This window comes from uncultured Novosphingobium sp. (genome assembly GCF_964277725.1).
Lineage (GTDB): Bacteria > Pseudomonadota > Alphaproteobacteria > Sphingomonadales > Sphingomonadaceae > Novosphingobium > Novosphingobium fluoreni.
Window position 1 is genome coordinate 26,510 of sequence record NZ_CAXYKL010000045.1, and the last position, 15,408, is coordinate 41,917.

General features: G+C 63.7%; 20 protein-coding genes and 1 tRNA gene. 12 read left to right on the forward strand and 9 right to left on the reverse strand.

Features of this window, described 5'->3' with window-relative positions:
- Position 1: 1 nt before the first annotated feature.
- Entirely contained in the window at positions 2-1,300 is a 1,299-nt protein-coding gene (locus ACHWRX_RS02800) for an EAL domain-containing protein (protein ID WP_394658016.1), read from the reverse strand.
- Positions 1,301-1,471: 171 nt separating this feature from the next.
- Between ACHWRX_RS02800 and ACHWRX_RS02805 the strand changes: the two genes are divergently transcribed.
- The 3 genes from ACHWRX_RS02805 to sugE all read left to right on the forward strand — a co-directional run bounded on the left by ACHWRX_RS02805 (position 1,472) and on the right by sugE (position 2,975).
- A complete protein-coding gene (locus ACHWRX_RS02805; RefSeq protein ID WP_288415540.1) occupies positions 1,472-2,248 on the forward strand; it encodes an NAD kinase in 777 nt (258 codons plus the stop codon).
- A gap of 119 nt (positions 2,249-2,367) precedes the next feature.
- Positions 2,368-2,442 (forward strand) — tRNA-Asn (locus ACHWRX_RS02810).
- A gap of 212 nt (positions 2,443-2,654) precedes the next feature.
- Positions 2,655-2,975, forward strand: a complete 321-nt coding sequence (sugE, locus tag ACHWRX_RS02815) for a quaternary ammonium compound efflux SMR transporter SugE (RefSeq protein WP_394658017.1) — start codon at positions 2,655-2,657, stop codon at positions 2,973-2,975.
- Positions 2,976-2,989: 14 nt separating this feature from the next.
- Here the strand turns inward: sugE and ACHWRX_RS02820 are convergent, their stop codons facing one another.
- Together ACHWRX_RS02820 and ACHWRX_RS02825 are read right to left on the reverse strand one after the other, a co-directional pair.
- Positions 2,990-3,196 (reverse strand): hypothetical protein, encoded by a 207-nt coding sequence (locus ACHWRX_RS02820; protein WP_082668094.1) that lies wholly within the window; start codon positions 3,194-3,196, stop codon positions 2,990-2,992.
- Between the two features lie 74 nt (positions 3,197-3,270).
- Positions 3,271-3,459, reverse strand: a complete 189-nt coding sequence (locus ACHWRX_RS02825; protein ID WP_183616678.1) for a hypothetical protein — start codon at positions 3,457-3,459, stop codon at positions 3,271-3,273.
- A 108-nt stretch (positions 3,460-3,567) separates the two neighbouring features.
- Here ACHWRX_RS02825 and ACHWRX_RS02830 point away from each other — a divergent pair, with 108 nt between their 5' ends.
- On the forward strand, positions 3,568-4,170 hold the full coding sequence (locus ACHWRX_RS02830; protein ID WP_183616679.1) for a response regulator transcription factor: 603 nt from the start codon (positions 3,568-3,570) through the stop codon (positions 4,168-4,170).
- Positions 4,171-4,197: 27 nt separating this feature from the next.
- On the opposite strand, the gene mmsB is transcribed toward ACHWRX_RS02830, so the two are convergent.
- The 3 genes from mmsB to ACHWRX_RS02845 are packed head-to-tail and all read right to left on the reverse strand — an operon-like array spanning position 4,198 to position 7,757.
- The gene (mmsB, locus tag ACHWRX_RS02835) at positions 4,198-5,082 is read right to left on the reverse strand and encodes a 3-hydroxyisobutyrate dehydrogenase (RefSeq protein WP_058737620.1); all 885 of its coding nucleotides are present in this window, start codon (positions 5,080-5,082) and stop codon (positions 4,198-4,200) included.
- A 31-nt stretch (positions 5,083-5,113) separates the two neighbouring features.
- Positions 5,114-6,256 (reverse strand): acyl-CoA dehydrogenase family protein, encoded by a 1,143-nt coding sequence (locus tag ACHWRX_RS02840; protein ID WP_394658018.1) that lies wholly within the window; start codon positions 6,254-6,256, stop codon positions 5,114-5,116.
- A gap of 4 nt (positions 6,257-6,260) precedes the next feature.
- A complete protein-coding gene (locus ACHWRX_RS02845) occupies positions 6,261-7,757 on the reverse strand; it encodes a CoA-acylating methylmalonate-semialdehyde dehydrogenase (RefSeq protein WP_394658019.1) in 1,497 nt (498 codons plus the stop codon).
- A 114-nt stretch (positions 7,758-7,871) separates the two neighbouring features.
- On the opposite strand from ACHWRX_RS02845, the gene ACHWRX_RS02850 reads away from it, so the two are divergent.
- Complete coding sequence (locus ACHWRX_RS02850) at positions 7,872-8,756, forward strand: LysR family transcriptional regulator (protein WP_394658020.1); 885 nt, start codon at positions 7,872-7,874, stop codon at positions 8,754-8,756.
- Here the strand turns inward: ACHWRX_RS02850 and ACHWRX_RS02855 are convergent.
- The 3 genes from ACHWRX_RS02855 to ACHWRX_RS02865 form a co-directional block, all read right to left on the reverse strand.
- The gene (locus ACHWRX_RS02855; protein ID WP_394658021.1) at positions 8,753-9,193 is read right to left on the reverse strand and encodes a DUF3429 domain-containing protein; all 441 of its coding nucleotides are present in this window, start codon (positions 9,191-9,193) and stop codon (positions 8,753-8,755) included. The two genes, ACHWRX_RS02850 and ACHWRX_RS02855, sit on opposite strands and share 4 nt — an antisense overlap.
- 133 nt (positions 9,194-9,326) lie before the next feature.
- The gene (locus ACHWRX_RS02860; RefSeq protein WP_394658022.1) at positions 9,327-10,409 is read right to left on the reverse strand and encodes a helix-turn-helix transcriptional regulator; all 1,083 of its coding nucleotides are present in this window, start codon (positions 10,407-10,409) and stop codon (positions 9,327-9,329) included.
- Between the two features lie 234 nt (positions 10,410-10,643).
- On the reverse strand, positions 10,644-11,162 hold the full coding sequence (locus ACHWRX_RS02865) for a sterol desaturase family protein (protein WP_058737625.1): 519 nt from the start codon (positions 11,160-11,162) through the stop codon (positions 10,644-10,646).
- Positions 11,163-11,345: 183 nt separating this feature from the next.
- On the opposite strand from ACHWRX_RS02865, the gene ACHWRX_RS02870 reads away from it, so the two are divergent.
- From ACHWRX_RS02870 to grxD, 7 genes are all read left to right on the forward strand, one after another.
- Positions 11,346-11,717, forward strand: a complete 372-nt coding sequence (locus ACHWRX_RS02870; RefSeq protein ID WP_394658023.1) for a hypothetical protein — start codon at positions 11,346-11,348, stop codon at positions 11,715-11,717.
- A gap of 104 nt (positions 11,718-11,821) precedes the next feature.
- A complete protein-coding gene (leuC, locus tag ACHWRX_RS02875; RefSeq protein WP_394658024.1) occupies positions 11,822-13,255 on the forward strand; it encodes a 3-isopropylmalate dehydratase large subunit in 1,434 nt (477 codons plus the stop codon).
- A 92-nt stretch (positions 13,256-13,347) separates the two neighbouring features.
- Positions 13,348-13,530, forward strand: coding sequence for a hypothetical protein (locus tag ACHWRX_RS02880; RefSeq protein WP_058737639.1), 183 nt, complete (start codon positions 13,348-13,350; stop codon positions 13,528-13,530).
- Between the two features lie 15 nt (positions 13,531-13,545).
- Positions 13,546-14,148 (forward strand): 3-isopropylmalate dehydratase small subunit, encoded by a 603-nt coding sequence (leuD, locus tag ACHWRX_RS02885; protein ID WP_394658025.1) that lies wholly within the window; start codon positions 13,546-13,548, stop codon positions 14,146-14,148.
- A gap of 120 nt (positions 14,149-14,268) precedes the next feature.
- Positions 14,269-14,586 (forward strand): DUF1476 domain-containing protein, encoded by a 318-nt coding sequence (locus ACHWRX_RS02890; RefSeq protein WP_183616688.1) that lies wholly within the window; start codon positions 14,269-14,271, stop codon positions 14,584-14,586.
- A gap of 25 nt (positions 14,587-14,611) precedes the next feature.
- Positions 14,612-14,845 carry a BolA family protein gene (locus tag ACHWRX_RS02895; RefSeq protein WP_058737630.1) on the forward strand — a complete coding sequence of 78 codons (234 nt, stop codon included), beginning with the start codon at positions 14,612-14,614 and terminating at the stop codon, positions 14,843-14,845.
- Positions 14,846-14,901: 56 nt separating this feature from the next.
- On the forward strand, positions 14,902-15,231 hold the full coding sequence (gene grxD / locus ACHWRX_RS02900; RefSeq protein WP_058737631.1) for a Grx4 family monothiol glutaredoxin: 330 nt from the start codon (positions 14,902-14,904) through the stop codon (positions 15,229-15,231).
- Positions 15,232-15,408: the final 177 nt, after the last annotated feature.

The window sequence follows — 15,408 nt, forward strand, 5'->3', positions numbered from 1 at the left end:
GTCAGGCCGAGACGGCCACCAGCTTGGCAAACATCTCCGCGCTCATCGGCTGGGCGCGGATGAAGCCTTGATAGTAAGCACAGCCTTCCGCCGCCACGCGGGCGCGCTGCGCCTCGCTCTCGATCCCTTCGGCGATCACTTCGAGGTCCAGCGCCTTGGCCATGGCGACGATCGCGCGCAGCACCGCCCTGTCGCGCCGATCGCGCCCGATACCGTCCACCATGGAACGGTCGAGCTTGAGATAATGCAACGGCAGCAGCTTCAGGTACCGGAAGTTGCAGAACCCCGCGCCGAAATCATCGAGCGCCATGCGGATACCGTTGGCCACGAATTCCGCCATGATCTGCGCGGCCAGGCCGATGTCGGTGATGAGCGCCTGCTCCGTCACTTCCAGGGTCAGCCGGTTGGGCGGAAATGCCGTCGCCCGTAAGGTGTCCAGCAGCTGGCCCGCATAGCTGCCGAAAGCCAAATCCGCTGCCGTCACATTCAGCGAAAGGCGCAAGTTGGCCGGCCAGTGGCCCGCCTGGTTCAGCGCCTTGCGTGCGATATGCTGGGATAGCGGCGTGATGTGATCGGTGCGTTCGGCAATGGCGAACAGCGCGCTCGCGCCGATGCGCCCCAGCTCCGGATGATTCCACCGCGCCAGCGCCTCCGCGCCGACCAGTCGATCGTCCGACAAGCTGAACTGCGGCTGATAGAGCACCTCGATCTCGTCCCGCTCGATCGCGGCGAGAAGATCGGCCTCCAATTGCGCCGACGAACGGCCCGGCGGTGTCGCCTCGCCGTTGGCCCACACGAATCGCGCCCCTTGCTTCAAGGTGGCCTGGCTGAGCGACTGGCCCAACCGGTCCAGCATCAGCTCGATCGTTTCGCTGGTCAGCATCCGGATCAGCGCCACGCGAGGTGACAGGCGCAGCACACCCGAAGGCAGCGCGATCGGACGTGAGACGACCTCCGTCAGTTCGTCGGCCACAAGTTGCCAACGCTCCCGACTGCAGGGCTCGGCCGCCAGCAGCAGGAACGAGCCGCCTCCGGCACGGGCGACGAGCCAGCGGCCTTCCAGTTCGCCGGCGGCGAAATTATTCATCCGGGTGGCGACTTCTTCCAGCGCTTCGTCCCCGGCCGCCTCGCCATAAGCCAGGTTCACCGCGTCGAACCGGCGTAGGCCCACCAGCATCGCGTGAAGGTGGGTGCTGCCTTCCTCGATCCCTTCGGTCGCCATCCACTCGGTAATGCGGCTTTGCGCGCTGTCTAGCCCGGTGGCACGATCGCGCGGCGCAGGTTCTCCGGCGTTGCTCAAGCCCGGCTCCCCGTTGGAGGACGGGGGCGCTGGAGCCGCCATATCTGCCTGTCGATAACCGCGCATCCTGATTGCCATAGCGCGAAAGCCCTTGCCAAACACGCGCAAATTGGACAGCCAATCTGTCGCCTGGCGGGACAACACGCGTCGGCGGTGAGGATATAGCGACGCGTGCAAACCAAGCTGGCCCTGATCGTCTCCGATACGCCCCAGGCGCAGGCCGGGGTGGAAGCCCTGCGCAGCTCTCACGATTGGGTTGCCCCGGCAGAGGCCGACGTGCTGGTCGTGGTGGGCGGAGACGGCTTCCTGCTCCATGTCCTGCATGAGATGCTCGATTGGGACCATGTGTTGCCCTGCTACGGCATGAACCTTGGCACCGTGGGCTTTCTGATGAACAGCCAGCAGGATGACGGTCGCCCGATCGCCCAGCGCGTGGCCGAAGCGCATTCCGTATCCGTCCGCCCGATCGAGATGCATGCGGTGGACAAGCACGGGCAGGAATTTTGCTACTACGCCATCAACGAAGTCTCTCTGCTGCGCGAAACCCGGCAGACGGCGAAGCTGGAAGTGCGCGTGAACGGCAAGGTGCGTATGGAGGAACTGGCGGGGGACGGCATCATGGTGGCGACGCCTGCCGGCTCTACCGCGTACAACCTTTCCGCTGGTGGGCCGATCCTGCCGCTGGGCTCTCGCATGCTGGCGCTGACCCCGCTCAGCCCCTTTCGCCCGCGTCGGTGGAAAGGGGCGATCCTGCCCGAAAGCGCCGAAGTGGAGTTCCGCATTCGCGAGCCGGAGAAGCGCCCCGTCGCCGCCGTGGCTGACCAAAAAGAAGTACGCGAAGTGCGCAGCGTGCGGATCGTCGCCAGCCAGGCCAAGGAACTGACCCTGCTGTTCGACCCCGGTGCCAGCCTGGAAGAACGCATCTTCGCCGAGCAATTCGAAGTTTGAAAACCCCTCGCAGCGGCAATGTCACCGACCATGCGAAAACGCGCCAATCCCGCTTGCCAAACGAATCCATGCTGGTATACGCGCACCCCTGCCCGACGGTGGAGACACTGACGGGCTGCTCCCCGATAGCTCAGCGGTAGAGCATTCGACTGTTAATCGAATGGCCGTAGGTTCGAATCCTACTCGGGGAGCCAATACATCTCACCATCTGGATGACTTGCGAAGCGCCTTCGGGTGCGGCGCTTCTGCATGATCGAGGCGTCTGTTCTGCCGCATGCGCCTTGATCCGTATCGCACGGGCTGACTATAAGAATTTCCGGAGGAGACGGCCCTCACCCGCTGACCGCGCTGCTGCGTGACGGGGCAAACACCCGGGACGGCCCGGCAACTGCCAAGGGAGGCTGTTGTGGCCTGGCTCTATCTGATTGTCGCGGGTTTGCTGGAAGTCGTCTGGGCTTACGCGATGAAGCTGTCCGACGGTTTTTCGCGGCCCATCCCCTCTGCCATCACCATCGGTGCGATGATCGCCAGTTTCACCCTGCTGGCGCTGGCGATGCGCAGCTTGCCGCTGGGCACGGCCTATACGATCTGGACGGGAATAGGCGCTGTCGGCGCGTTCGCTCTTGGCGTCATCGCCCTGGGCGAGCAAGCCAGCCTGGCGCGGATGCTCGCCGCAGCGCTCATCTTGTCCGGATTGGTGCTGATGAAGCTATCCTCGCCGGGTTGACGCCTGCCGGGCAATCAGTCCTTGGGCTTCACCGTCACCCAGATATCGACCGGGGCGACGAACTTGCCGGGGGCAGGCTTGCCCACGTCGATGCGCTCTGCGGTGACAAGCTCGCCCGTCTCAAGGTTGAAGCTGATCCAGGGCTTGGGCATCCGCCCGAACGTCATCTTCTGGAGAGGACGACCGGTGGCGGTGTTCATGATGGTGGCGACAATGCTCATGCCGCTGCCGATAGCGATGCCTGGCCGCGCCTGTCCACGCAGCGTATCGGGATATCGACGGGCGCCTGCCGGGTTCAATCGCCGCGGCGGGATTCGCGGATGGCCGTGGCGACAAGGACACTGGTCGAAAGCAGAATGCCGCTCACCATCGCCCCGATGCTGAGCAGGCCGATCGGCGTCAACTCAACCGTCGCGCGAACCTTTACGAACTTTCCTACCCGGACGAGTGAGCGAGCGACCTGACGTTCGGACAAAGCCTTCATGCCTTTAGAACTCTGCGACGAAACACTTGTTTCTGGCCGATTTTGCGTATGTTTTGCGCATAATTACGTGTCTTCCCGTAGGTGGCAAATCAACGTATTGTCCCTTCGATGGAACGGTATACAACTATATCCCTCATCAACGCCGATGTACGGCGGCGGGCGGAGATCGGGCGAGGGTTGGCCGGCATCCGCTTTCATGTCGAACCGTATGAAAGCGTCGCCGAGTTTCGCGCGCAAGGCAATGTGCAGACGCTGATCATCGCGCGCGATGAAGACTCTAGCCTGGCCGACCTGCTGGACGATATGCGGGTGCGGGATTACTGGGCCCCCGCGCTGGGATACGGGCCGACGTTGGAGCCGGTGCGATGCAGCCACTTCATGCTGCGTGGCTTGGCGGGATACCTGCCCGACCCGTTCGACCGGTACGACATCGAAGCGCTGCTGGATGGCGCGGCCACGGAATTGACCGCGCTGATCGACTTGCGCGCTGGCGCTGCCGACGCCCGGCGCCGGATCCGCACCCTGACCAAGCGCGAAGGGCAAGTGCTGGAACGATTGCATTCGGGCCTGACAAACCGCGAGATTGCCGAGGCGCTGGACATCAGCCCGCGCACCGTGGAAATCCACCGCGCCAACATGCTGAAAAAGATGGACGCCAAATCCGCGCTGTCGGCCATCCGCATGAGCGTGCAAGCCAAGCTCATGCTCTAGGGCGTCTCACCCCGAAAGGACGGCGGCTTACTGCCCGTCCAAGAAGCGGATCATCGCGGAGAAATCGCGCTGCCCTTCGCCGCGATTGGCCAGCATCTGGTAAAGAGCCTCGGCTGCGTTGCCCATGGGCACGCTGGCTCCCACTTGCGCGGCAGCTTCACTGGCCAGCTTCAGGTCCTTGAGCATCAACGCTACCGCGAAACCGCCCTGGTAATCGTTGTCGGCCGGAGATTGCGGACCGACGCCGGGCAGCGGGCAATAGCTCGTCATCGACCAGCTCTGCCCCGAAGATACGCTGGAGATGTCGTAGAAGGTCTGCGGGTCCAGCCCCAGCTTGCCGGCCATGGCAAATGCCTCGCACGTGGCGACCATCGTCGCGCCCAGCAGCATGTTGTTGCAGATCTTCGCGGCCTGCCCGGTGCCCGCGGGACCGGCGTGGATCACCGCCTTGCCCATGGCGGAAAGGATCGGCTGTGCCCGGGCAAACGCCTCGTCGCTGCCACCGACCATGAAGGTCAGCGACCCGGCAGCAGCGGCTGCGATCCCGCCCGAAACCGGCGCGTCCACCATCGCGAACCCGGCGGCGCCCGCCGCTTCGGAAACCCGGCGCGCGGTGGCGACATCGATGGTGGAGCAATCCAGCAGCAACGCGCCCGCGCTGGCAGCGCCGAAAACCGCGTCGTTATAAACCGCTTCCACGTGCTTGCCTGCCGGCAACATGGTGACGACCGCATCGGCTCCGGCAACCGCGTCCTCGACAGTGGCGGCGATCGTCGCGCCGTTCTCACCTGCCTTGGCGAGTGCCGCCTGGGACAAGTCGAACGCGCGTACGGTGAAGCCGTTCTTCACCAGGTTGGCGGCCATGCCGCCGCCCATGTTGCCCAAACCGATGAATGCGACTGTACCGACCATTGCCTTGCCTCTCGTTTATTTTTGTACGCGATCAGTCGCGCAGCATGTCTCGCGCCACGATCATGCGCATGACCTGATTGGTGCCCTCCAGGATCGAGTGCACACGCAGGTCACGCCAGAACCGCTCGATCGGATAGTCCATCAGGTAACCGTAACCACCGTGAAGCTGCAGCGCGCGATCGACCACGGACGAGCCGGTGTCGGTGGCCAGGCGCTTGGCCATCGCGGCAAAACGCGTCTTGTCCGGCGCCCCGGCCGTCACCTTGGCGGCGGCCGCGTAAAGCAATGCCCGCGCGGCTTCCAGCTCGGTCAGCATGTCCGCCAGCATGAATTGCGTGTTCTGGAAATCCGCGATGCTCTGGCCGAACTGCTTGCGCTCCTTTGTGTAGCGCACTGTTTCGTCGATGCAGCGCTGCGCACCGCCCAGCGAGCACGCCCCAATGTTCAGCCGCCCACCGTCCAGCCCGGACATGGCGATGCTGAAGCCCTGGCCTTCCTGCCCCAGCAGGTTTTCCACCGGAACGCGCACTTCGTCGAAGTTGACTTGCGCGGTGGGCTGCGAGTGCCAGCCCAGCTTGCGCTCCCGCGCGCCGAAGCTGACGCCGGGCATGTCCCTTTCGATCACGACGCAGCTGATGCCCTTGGGACCGTCCGCGCCGGTTCGCACCATCACGACGTAGACTTCGTTCTCACCGCCGCCGGAGATGAACTGCTTGGAGCCCGAGACGACGTAATGGTCGCCATCACGCACCGCCCGCGTCTTCAGCGCCGCCGCGTCGGAACCGGAGCCTGCCTCGGTCAGGCAATAGGATCCCAGCACCTCCATCGGCACCATGCCGGGCAGGTATTTTTCCTTCACCGCCTGCCCGCCGTAAGTGTCGATCATCCAGCTGGCCATGTTATGGATCGAGATGAAGGCGCTGGTGGAAGGGCAGCCATAGGCCATCGCTTCCATGATCAAGGCCGCCTCCATCCGCCCCAGGCCGATCCCGCCCCACTCTTCGGATACGTAGATGCTGCCGAAGCCCAGTTCTCCTGCGGCCCGAATCGTATCGCGGGGGAAGATGTGCTTTTCGTCCCATTCCGCCGCGTTCGGGGTGATCGCATCGGCGGTGAAACGCCGGGCAAGATCCTGAATTTCACGCTGATCGGAAGTGAGATCGAATTGGCTCATGTTTTCAACCCATTGTCGGAATGACGAAGGCACTGTCGGCGCTGGCGCCGCCATCCGGCCAGCGCTGGGTCACGGTTTTCACCTTGGTCCAGAACTTCACGCCTTCCATGCCGTGCTGGTTCGTATCGCCAAACGCAGAACGCTTCCACCCGCCGAAGGTGTGATAGGCCACCGGCACCGGGATCGGGACATTGATGCCGACCATGCCGACATTGACCCGCGCCGCAAACTCACGCGCGGCATGGCCGTTGCGGGTAAACAGGGCGACGCCATTGCCGTATTGATGCTGGCTGGGCAGCTTCAACGCTTCCTCGAAGGTTTCCGCCCGCACGATCTGCAAGACCGGGCCAAAGATTTCCTCTTGGTAGGTGCGCATCTTCGTGGTCACGCGGTCGAATAAGCTGGGTCCGATGAAGAAGCCCTGCTCATGCCCCTGCAGCGTAAAGCCGCGTCCGTCGATCACCAGTTCCGCGCCTTCATCGACGCCCATCTGGATGTAGCTTTCCACCTTGGCCTTGTGCGCTGCATTCACCACCGGACCATAGTGCGCCTCCGAATCGGTGGAGACGCCGACGCGCAAGGCATGGATCGCCGGGATCAGCTTTTCGCGCAGGGCGATGGCGGTCTTTTCACCCACCGGCACCACGACGGGCAGCGCCATGCACCGCTCACCCGCAGAGCCGAAGGCCGCACCGGCCAGGTCGCTGACCACTTGGTCGAGATCGGCGTCAGGCATGACGATGCCGTGGTTCTTCGCGCCACCCATCGCCTGAACGCGCTTGCCGGCATCGACGCCGCGCTTGTAAACGTAGTGCGCGATGTCGGACGAACCGACGAAGCTGACCGCCGCGATATCGGGGTGATCGAGGATCGCGTCCACCATTTCCTTGTCACCCTGCACCACTTGCAGGATGCCTTCCGGAAGCCCCGCTTCCTGGAACAATTCGGCCAGGCGGACAGGGACCGAGGGGTCGCGCTCGGACGGCTTCAGGATGAAAGCGTTGCCGGTGGCGATCGCCACGCCGGACATCCACAGCGGGATCATCGCCGGGAAGTTGAAGGGTGTGATGCCCACGCCGATGCCGAGCGGCTGGCGGAACGAATAGACGTCGATCCCCGGCCCTGCGCCTTGAGTGAACTCACCCTTCAGCACGTGCGGGATGCCGCAGCAGAATTCGATGACCTCAAGCCCGCGCTGGATGTCGCCCTTGGCGTCGGCGATGACCTTGCCATGCTCGGAACTAAGCATGTGCGCCAGTTCGTCCATGTGCTGTTCGACCAGCGCCTTGAAATTGAACATCACGCGCGCCCGGCGCTGCGGGTTGACGGCGGCCCAGGCGGGCTGCGCCTGCTTCGCGGCCAGAACCGCCGCGTCCAGCAAGGCCTTGTCGCCCAGTGTCACGCGCGCCTGCACGGTCCCATTGTTGGGATCGAACACGTCGCTGAATCGTGTCGTTGCCTGGGCGTTTTCAAACGCCAGCTTATGAGTGATCTCGCGCATTCAGGCCTCTCATCTTATGGTGCCGATCTCCATGGGCCTGTGCGATCTTGCAATCAATATCGCATCGCTGCAGGACTGCTCTGCAATTTTGCAGAGCGACGAGTTCAAGGCACGATGTTCGACTGGGACGATCTGCGCGTGTTCCTGGCGGTGGCGCGAAATCGGCGGGTCGGCCCTGCCGCCCGCGCGCTGGGCATAGACGCCACCACGATCGCCCGCCGCCTGCAGCGTCTGGAAGCGGCGCTGGACAGCCAGTTGTTCGAGCAAGTCGGCGCGGATCGCATCCTGACACTGCGCGGGTCGGCGTTGCTGGCCCATGCCGAGAGCGTAGAGGGCGCCACGCTGGAGGCGCTGGCCGATGTCAAGGGAGAGCGGCACAGCCTGCACGGGCATATCCGGCTCTCGGTGGCGGAAGGGTTTGGTACCTACATACTGGCCCCGGCGCTCCCTGCCTTTCATGCAGCGCATCCCGGCATCCGGCTGGACGTGATCACTGCCTCAGGCTTCCTGAACCCTTCCAAACGCGAGGCGGATATGGCGGTGATGCTGGCCCGCCCGCAACGCGGCGACTTGCACGTGCAGAAGCTGGGTGACTATCGCCTGCGGCTCTACGCATCCCGCAGCTATCTCGCCACGCGCGGGGAGCCGCAGGATCGGTCGGCGCTGAAAGACCATGCGCTGGTCGGCTATGTGCCCGACTTTCTGTTCTCGCCCGAACTGGATTATCTGGACGAGGTTCACACCGGCCTGGAAGCGTCGCTGCGGTCCAGTAGCATCGGCATTCAACGCCGGCTCGTAATCGACGGTGGGGGATTGGGTATCCTGCCCGACTTCATGGTGGCGAACGCGGAAGACCTGGTTGTGGTGCTGCCTGGTGATGTGGTCATCACGCGCAGCTTCTGGCTGGTGACGCACAGCAACCAGAGGAAATTGGCGCGGATCGCGGCGGTGTCGAACTTGTTGCGCACGTGCGCGGAGGGGCTTGGCGATCGAGCCTAGGCGGCAAGTCCGCTGGCGATGGTCAGAAAGCCCAGGCCAAGAGACAGCGGTGTGCGCAGACGCATCCACCACGCCGGGGCCAGTTGCGCCGCCACCAGCTTGCGATCGACCGCCAGGCTTAGGACGATGGCGGCACCCAGCACGATCAAGGAGGGGCCCGGCCATTCCAGCCCGGTCGCCCAGGGAATCGCCGTCACCAGGGCGATCAGCGAAGGCGCGATGGCCGCATACCAGACCCAGCCGGGCGCACGGTCGGGCCGCGCCGCCGCCAGGCCCCACCACAGTCCGCCCAAGAAGCTGAAGATCAACGCAGCATAGGCATAGGCGAGAGACAAAGCGGCAAAACGCCAGGCGATCCAGCCCATCAGCAGGACCAGCAGCGCCGCCGCCTGCGGGGCCAGCCCCAGGAAGCCCAGGATACGCGCGTTCCGGGGCATTGTCCGCTGATCGCCACTATATTGCTTTGCCATGGTCCACCCGGTTGACACTCTGCGCATCTCGGCCTTGAACGTCCAGGCCATCACCCTGTTGCCGGCACCATCGGGCATAGCCCCCCAGCGGATTCGTCAATTAGCCCGAAAGACGCGCCAAGAGGCGGGTCAGTTCGGGCTGGCTGGTCGTTTCGGTCTTGGCGAAGATGCTGGCCAATTGCGTGCGCACGGTGGAATAGGCGATGCCCAGCCGCTCCGCCGTGCGCCGCAAGGCAAAGTCCTCATCCAGCAGTGTCTGAGCCAGCCGGGCTTCGGCCGGAGTCAGGTTCCAAAGGTTACCCAGTTGCCGTGACATATCGGCGGCGGCGGCATCGCGATCCACCACGCGGACCAGGATATCCCTTGCCCGGGCACCAAACGCGTGAGTTTGCAAGACGGCGCTGATGGTGACGGCGAGGGGCCGGCGATCATCGCCATGCGGAATCAACATGGCTTCCTCGTCCGGACCGGTCGGCAAGGAGACACGCCAGACCGCCTCACGCCATGGCGTCCGGCAGCGGCTATCTTGCGGAAGCAATTCGCCCTGCAAGACGCGAAAGCCCTGCCCCGATTCCACCATTGCCTGGCCTGCGGGCGACATGCCCTTCACCCAGCCCGCACCGTTCAGCAGCATCACCGCGCCGCGATGGCTACCCAGGTCCGCCTTACGGCCAGCCACCCGCCAAGCACGCGCCATATGCCCGAAAAGCATCTCGAACCTGGCGCGATCGTCTTCGGCATGAGGCTCATCGGGAGACCGGGAATGCACCGAGACCCCGAACATCATTCCGTCCCTCACATCGAACCGGGCCGTCCAATGCGAGTTCCCCAGATAATGCCGGTTCCATTTAACGTGGGGATGAGCGGCGTGTTGATCGCGGTCGATCTGATGATCGGTGGCGAAGGTACCGCCTTGGGGGCATTTGTTGGCGAAATGCGCGGTGGGATCGGTGGCGAACGCGCCGGCCGCATACTCGGCAAGGCCATCCAACCGGCGGCTCGTCATATCTCCCGCGAACAAGGGCTGGATCGGGGAGTTCGGACGGTGCGCACTCAGCACCATGAAGTGCGAGTTGGTCACCCGCATCACCTCATCAAGGACAAGTCCATGGTCCTCTGGCGACAGGATCGAATCGTAGACCCGGTCCACGATGCGCAACAATGCCTCGTCCTGCATCGCCAAGTATCTGATTCCCGCCCATTCCCCTTACCGCGCCTTAGCAATGCGCGGGCCAGTGTCCAGAACGGGTTGGGCAGCTTCCCTCCGCCATGGCGAAAAGAGGGCCCGGAACCTTGGCTCCGAGCCCTAGGAGAAGGTCGGCTAAGCCGCCCTCGGGTCGCGAGGGCGAATTACGAAAGCACGCTGGATTCGCCATCATCCAATTGATGTATGCGCGGCAATATTTGAAGGCGGCCGTCAGTCTTCCACCGCGTCGCGCAGAACTGCCACACCGGCTTGGCGTTGCCGCTTCAACTCGCGCTTCAGAGCGGTAGGATCACGGGCCACCACGAAGCCAAAGCTAACGCCGCCTTCCTTGCCGATCGTGGCGTGATGCAGCTTGTGCGCCTGAACCAGCCGCTTGGCATAGCCGCGCTTGGGCACCCAGCGGAAGTAGCGCTGATGCACCAGGCCATCGTGCACCAGGGTATAGATCACCCCGTAAGCCAGGATACCCAAGCCAATCCACGTACCCGGCCACCATGCCGCCGTACCCATCACCAGCGGCGAGCCGACTGCGAACGCCGTGATGCTCATCCCGGCACCGACGATGGCGTAAAGGTCGTTCTTCTCCAGCAGCTTGTCATGCGGCTCGTGATGATCGCGATGCCAGCCCCAGCCAAAGCCATGCATGATGTACTTGTGGCTGAACCAGGCGAGGAACTCCATCCCGGCAATTGTGGCAAGGACGATCAGAACAGGGCCGATAGCGGACATAGCCATTCCCCTACGCCGATCCCCCCGCTTTGTCAGCCGTCCCGGAGTGCCGACCGGCCTACGACAATTTCGTACATTTCTTCAAAGATCTGCGACGAACCTTTGCGCTCTCGTTCAGTTAAGCAGGTGTAATTCTGAACACATCGGACCGCTGAAACGGGTTCGCACCTAAGGAGACTATCGATGCGCAAGCCTATCCTGATCGCCGCCACCGCCCTGCTCGCTGCTACCGGCTTCGGCTCGGCGGCGTCGGCCCAGCCGATGGCCTATGGTCACCACAACGCCGGTCGGCCGACCCCCGTGCGCGATGCCAACATCCGCAACGATATCTGGCAGCTAAACCGCAACATCGATCGCGCCGTCGCGCGCCGCACGATCTCCAACCGCGAGGCGACGGGCCTGCGCCGCGAAAGCGCGCAACTGCAGCGCCTTTATACCTCCTACGCTCGTAACGGGCTGACACGTGCCGAAACGAGCACACTGCGCGCCCGGGTCGATCGCGTTCAGTACGCGCTTCGTGCCGAGCGCAACGATCGCGACCGCCGCCGCGGCTGATCCCAGCAGGGTCCGGGGCAAACATCCCCGGGCCCGGCCCGCGCGCCCATATCTGCGCCACCCATCTTGAATATTGCGCGAAGCGGGCTTAGTCGCGCCTGATCATGACAATCGCACCGCGCACATTGTACCAGAAGATCTGGGACGCCCATGTTATCGAAACTCGCGATGACGGCACCAGCCTTGTCTATATCGACCGGCACCTCGTGCATGAGGTCACCAGTCCGCAAGCGTTCGAGGGGCTCCGCACTGCTGGCCGCACCGTGCGCCGTCCAGACCTGACGCTCGCCGTCCCCGATCACAACCTGCCTACCACCGCACGCAAGGATGCGGCGGGAAATCAACTGCCGATCGCGGACCTGGAAAGCGCCAACCAGCTCGCCACGCTGCGTCGCAATGCACCCGAATTCGGCATCCGTTATATTGACGCGACCGACCGTGAGCAGGGCATCGTTCACGTAGTCGGGCCGGAACAGGGCTTTTCACTGCCCGGCGCGACGATCGTGTGCGGCGATAGCCATACCGCCTGCCACGGCGGCGTCGGCGCGCTGGCCTTCGGCATCGGCACCACCGAGGTCGAGCATGTCCTCGCCACGCAGACACTGCTGCTCAAGCAAAGCAAGACGATGGAAGTGCGCATCGACGGCCAGCTTGGCCCCGGCGTCACGCCCAAGGACGTGGTGCTGCACATCATCGGCGTCACCGGCATGGGCGGCGGCACTGGCCATGTCATCGAATATCGCGGCAATGTGTTCGAGGAAATGAGCATCGAAGGCCGCCTGACGGTTTGCAACATGGCGATTGAGGGTGGCGCGCGATCCGGCCTGATCGCGCCCGACGAGAAAACGTTCACCTATCTCAAAGGCCGTCCCTACGCGCCTAAGGGCGAGGATTGGGACAAGGCCGTGGCATGGTGGAAAAGCCTGGCGACTGACGCGGGTGCGTCTTTCGACAAGTCCGTGGTTATCCGCGCAGAGGATATTCAGCCCACCGTCACTTGGGGCACCAGCCCTGAAGACACGTCTTCGATCGGCGGCGTGGTCCCCTCGCCCGAGGACTTTGCGGACGCATCCAAGCGTGACGCGGTGAAGGTCAGCCTGGACTATATGGGCCTCACCCCCGGCACGCGCCTGACCGACGTGGAAGTGCAGAACGTCTTCATCGGCAGCTGCACCAACAGCCGCATCGAGGATATTCGTGCCGCTGCCGCCGTGCTGAAGGGTCGCCACAAGGCGGACAACGTGCGCTGGGCGATCGTCGTCCCCGGCTCCGGGCTCGTGAAGCAACAGGCCGAGGCCGAGGGGCTGGACAAGATCATCGTCGACGCTGGGCTTGAATGGCGCGAGCCGGGTTGTTCGGCCTGCCTGGCGATGAACCCGGACAAGGTTCCGGCAGGAGAACGCTGCGCCTCCACCAGCAACCGCAACTTCACCGGTCGCCAAGGTCCTGGAAGCCGCACACACCTGATGAGCCCGGCGATGGCCGCGGCCGCCGCGGTGACCGGTCGACTGACCGACGTGCGCGAACTGGTGGGGTGAAGGCCGCTCGCATCTGAGTTACAACCCTTCGCGGGAGTGGCTAAGGTGGTATGGATCGCCCGACGGGATCGATCCGCGAAAGGAAGTTTGAAATGGCAGATGAATCTGACAACTCCATAGCCTCGCGCGCGGCCGTGGCAGCCGGGGCGGCGATCGGTTCCGCAGCCGTTGCCGCGGCGCTGATGTTCGTGAAGCGCCGCAAGGACAGGAAGTCCGCCAACGCACTGCCACCGCCGACCAGCACCGCACCGCACTTTCCGCCTGAGACTGACTGAACCGAGACCTCACAGATGAAGCCGATCAATCACGTCGCCGGCCGCGCCTATCCGTTTGGGCGCAAAAACGTCGATACCGATGTCATCATTCCTGCGCACTGGCTCAAGACGGTGACGCGCGAAGGCCTGGGTAAAGGAGCGTTCGAAGCGGTTCGCAAGGAGCCCGGCAACGTATTCGACGATCCGGAATACGCCGGTTCGCCGATCATCGTGGCGGGCGACAATTTCGGTTGCGGCTCCAGCCGTGAGCATGCCGCCTGGGCCTTGCTCGACATGGGTGTGACGTGCGTGATCGCGCCCAGCTTCTCGGACATCTTTTCGGGCAATGCGTTCAAGAATGGCATCCTCACCGTGGCTCTGCCGCAGGCGGCGATCGATCGCCTGATGGAAGTGGCGCAGACCGATCCGATCGCGATCGACCTGGAGAGCCAGACCGTCACCACCCAATTCCAGGATCGTTATACGTTCGATATCGATCCCTTCCGCAAGCATTGCCTGCTTGAGGGGCTGGACGAAGTGGGGCTGACGATGGCGCAGGGCGACACCATCGCAGCGTTCGAGAGCAAGGCGGCGCAAGAGCGGTCCTTTCTGTCCCGGATGCCCGCGGCGGCTGCCTGATCATGTGCGGATCTTGATCCTTCAAAGGGACAAATCAACTGGCTCCGGCAAGTCCGGGATTGAACCGCGCGTCGGCTCCCCGTATCGCGCGTGAGCGTCATATCGACGAGGGGAACCCAGATGACCACATTCGACGACCGTGAGCGCGCCGAAGAGGCCAAGTTCTCCCACGATGCCGAGATGCAGTTTCGCATCCAGGCGCGCCGCAACCGTCTATTGGGCGAGTGGGCGGCCGAGCGCATGAACCTGCTCCCCGCCGAGCGGGAGGCTTATGCCAAAGCCGTGGTCCAAGCCGATTTCGAAGAGGCGGGCGACGAAGACGTGATCCGCAAGCTGCTGGGCGATCTCACCAGCGCCGGCGTGGAAACCGACGAAGCCGAAGTGCGCGCCGCTCTCGAGAACAAACTGGTCGAAGCGCGCCGCGCCCTGATGGGCTGACGCTTCAGATAAAGGACCCTGCCCCATGGCGATGCCCGCCGCAGAAATCGAAACCCTGATCCGCAGCGCACTTCCCGATGCGCAAGTCACGATCACCGATCTGGCAGGCGATGGCGATCATTACGCCGCCCATGTCGTATCGGGCGCTTTCGCCGGCAAAAGCCGGGTTGCCCAGCACAAGCTCGTCTACGAAGCGCTGGGCGGAAGGATGGGCGGCGTGCTCCACGCCTTGCAACTCACCACCGCTGTTCCCAACTGATCATCAGCATACCGCCCGACGTGTGTTCGCACGGGGGCCACAAGGAAATCGAAGCCATGCCCGACGTGAACAGCCGCCTCGACGAGATCGTAAAGTCCAACGACGTTGTGCTTTTCATGAAGGGGACGCCGCTGTTCCCCCAGTGCGGATTTTCCAGCCGTGCCATTGCGATCCTTGATCATCTGGGCGTCGCCTACGACAGCGTGGACGTGTTGCAGGACATGGAAATCCGCCAGGGCATCAAGGCCTTCTCCGATTGGCCGACGATCCCGCAGCTCTACGTGAAGGGTGAGTTCGTGGGGGGCAGCGACATCATGATGGAGATGTACGAGGCGGGCGAACTGCAGCAGCTAATGGGTGAAAAGGGCGTCGCGCGCGCAAGCTGACCTTTCAGTCTATCCGCTCGTAACAAACCGCAAGACGGCGCTCGAAAGGGCGCCGTTTTTCGTTTGGGTCACATATCTGGAAGGAGGGGGGCTCGGGGGAGGCGGGGCCGGAGATTTGGGCAGCCCCGCCTCTAGTTCGAGACGTACTCGGGAGTACGTCACTTGTTTAGCATGGAC